Raw genomic sequence first — 2,865 nt, forward strand, 5'->3', positions numbered from 1 at the left:
CGGGTCGAAATGTAGGACCGCTATCTGCTTACGCTCGCCCATGACCAGAGCCGGATGGTCGATACGTTTGCCTTGTGTGAAGGCCAGATAAGGCAGTTCGTTCTTTTTGATGTGGAAGTAACAGAAGTACTTCTTCTTGTAATCGAAGAAAGGTAGACCGTACTTCCAAGATTCACTCATGTTCGGGTCCTTCAATAGGTGCCCCCGGATATAGAGCAGTGTGGATTTCAGAGGTTCTTCTTTGTCCAGATAGTATTGCTCTATCTTCTCTTGCACTGGTCTAGGGAATTCTTGAATGGATCTATGCAGTATTCACCGCTTTATATTCTTCTCATAGAGGTCGATCCAGTCCTGCGGAGTCATCTTCTGGCAGAGTTCGGCCACGAGATCATAGGGGATATGTTCCGGCTTTTTGAGCCGCACGCAGCTCTTCCCCATATCGAGTTTAGTAGGCACCCGTTCTTGATATTCTTTCACCCACCAGTCGTAGAGTTCCTTGTTGGCATAGATGCCCATGTGGTAGAGACCGATGAAATTCTTCTGCGAAGCGATGCTCATGAATGGAAGTGGAAGCTTGGGGTCGCAGTGATAGCCATCGGGGTAAAGGCTATGAGGCACCACATAACCCGGCATGCTGTAATTCAGTGTCTCTTCAAATCCCTTCGGCAGATTTTTCTTGATGGTCTCTCTCAGTTTGACGATGGCTTCTTTGTGCTTTTCAGGCACTTTGCTCACGTAGTCGTCACAATCTTTGGCATCGATTCGCATAGGTCAGGTAGCTGGATTAAAGGAACAAGATAAGAGATGGATTCAAGAATTCAGAGCCCAGATATAGGATAAGGCTGAATCCGAATTCTTCAATCTGAATTCATCATTCCTCTTATCCCTTCATATACTGCTTAGGCGTCACCCCGTGCTTCTTCTTGAATGCCGCGATGAAGTGACTCACATTGGTATACCCGATCTCGTGAGCCGCTTCTTGCACTTTTAGCCCTTCATCGGTCATGAGTTTCAAAGCTTTGTTGATGCGGTGCTCCTGCAGATAGGCATTGATGCTATTCCCGTAGATGTTCTTGAATCCGGCCTTGAGCTGATACTCGTTGAGTCCCACTTCGAGAGAAAGTTCCTTGATGGTAGGTGGGTCCATCATGCGCTCGATCAGAATATGACGGCTCTGTCTCACCGCCTCTACATTCCGTTGATCCCTCAAGAAAGGGCAGCGGTCCAGATAATCGCTCTGCTCATCGCGCTGGAAGTAGTAGCTCAGAAGTTCATAGGCCTTTCCGTTCAAGAAAAGTCGTTTGGCCACATCTCCCATCTGCACGGTGTAGATCTGTTCTAGAGCGAATTTTAGATTCGGGGAGATCGTATTCTTCAGATAGTACTTGCTATCGATATTCTGTTCATTGAGAAAATGAATGTCGTCACTATCCTCCACGATCAGGCTATGTAGGACATTTACAGTGGTCAGGATGAAGACCGAGCGCGCTCCTTGTCCCAGGCTACAGACAAAATCCAAGGTCTGGGTGGGATTGTAAAGCAGCATACTCTGGCTGCTGTCCATCTCTTGGGCATAGTGCGGACCGAACTGCAGTCTGGCCTGTCCATCGATGTTGAATTGGAAGTAGATGATCCCTGCGGGGAGATGGATCTGGACTGCACGTTGCTGCTCTGTGGCCCCATCGCTGAAGTAGATGCTCAGGTCATCATCGACCACGTGTCTCTTCAAACTCCATTTCGGGGTATTTTCGTCAGCCGTGCGAATGATATCTATCAGTCTGACCTCTCTTCCGGTGTTTATCATATTGCAAGCAAATATAGGAGTATCAAGACATTACAAGCATATTTTAGGTTGCTTGTTGCTCTGCGGTCATTTAGAATCCTAAAAGGGATATTTCTTGGTCGGTTCTCGCGATACTTTTGGCCAGCATTTTCGCCCAGAACATAGTCTATAATCCAGTATGAGAACATTTATCACCTCCCTCACCTTGACCCTCACCTTAGTTTTAACCGCGCAAGTCGATGACATGGTCAGCTTGAATGCAGGCTATAGCAATCAATCCTTCTACAGTCTGGAGAATGGAGAGGTCGCCAATGTTTCCAACACCGATTGGGACATCGCATTCATGAGCACGGCTCTGAACTCATCCATTCTTATCAATGACAACATCGGTACCATGCTCTACAGCTACGGTACGGATCCTTCAGCTTGGGAGACGGTAGACACGACCGGCATGGCTTGGGAGCCATTGTATAACTCGGAAACGAGCTGGGAGCGTGGGGCATTCATGCAATTGGCCAATGAGGATAATGTCTTCGACTATGGCTGGGGTGAATACAATATCATCACGCATGTGGTCACTGGAAATCGCATCTTCATCATCGCACTGAGTGACGGGAGCTACCGCAAGATCCTTATTGAAGAATTGGACCTGGGTACTTACACCTTCAAGTATGCCGACCTGCAAGGGAATGTCGAAGTACAGGAGACCATCTCTGGGACTGATTACAGCACAAAGAACTTCTGGTACTACTCCCTACAGACCGGTGATGTCATCGACCGTGAACCTGCAGCTGACAGCTGGGACATTACCTTCACACGCTACAGCTCTGAAATATTGCCTGGAGCAAATTACATAGTCAGTGGAGTCTTTCAGAATCAGGAAGTTTTGGCCTCAGAAGCACGTACTGTCGAGATTGACGATGCCCAGTGGACCGATCAGCCGATGTCCGAAGAGATGAACATCATCGGAAGTGACTGGAAGTACTTCGACATGGATATCTTCCAATATGTGGTCGAAGACTCCCTCAGCTATTTCGTTCAGGATAGAGAAGGCAATGTCTGGCATCTCTGGTTCACTGCCT

At 47.8% G+C, this 2,865-nt stretch carries 4 protein-coding genes; 1 reads left to right on the top strand and 3 read right to left on the bottom strand.

Annotation, left to right across the window (positions count from 1 at the left end; genetic code table 11):
* The 3 genes from HKN79_00585 to HKN79_00595 form a co-directional block, all read right to left on the bottom strand.
* Positions 1–276 (bottom strand): DUF1801 domain-containing protein (locus tag HKN79_00585; protein ID NNC82048.1); only part of this gene is annotated, 276 nt, incomplete at its 3' end.
* Positions 277–312: 36 nt separating this feature from the next.
* The gene (locus HKN79_00590) at positions 313–768 is read right to left on the bottom strand and encodes a DUF1801 domain-containing protein (protein NNC82049.1); all 456 of its coding nucleotides are present in this window, start codon (positions 766–768) and stop codon (positions 313–315) included.
* 112 nt (positions 769–880) lie between these two features.
* Positions 881–1,804: a helix-turn-helix transcriptional regulator gene (locus tag HKN79_00595; GenBank protein ID NNC82050.1), complete on the bottom strand. Its 924-nt coding sequence runs from the start codon at positions 1,802–1,804 to the stop codon at positions 881–883.
* A gap of 157 nt (positions 1,805–1,961) precedes the next feature.
* Here HKN79_00595 and HKN79_00600 point away from each other — a divergent pair.
* On the top strand, positions 1,962–2,865 hold a 904-nt coding region (locus tag HKN79_00600), incomplete at its 3' end, for a hypothetical protein (protein NNC82051.1).

It is taken from the genome of Flavobacteriales bacterium (genome assembly GCA_013001705.1).
In the GTDB taxonomy this organism is placed as follows: domain Bacteria; phylum Bacteroidota; class Bacteroidia; order Flavobacteriales_D; family JABDKJ01; genus JABDLZ01.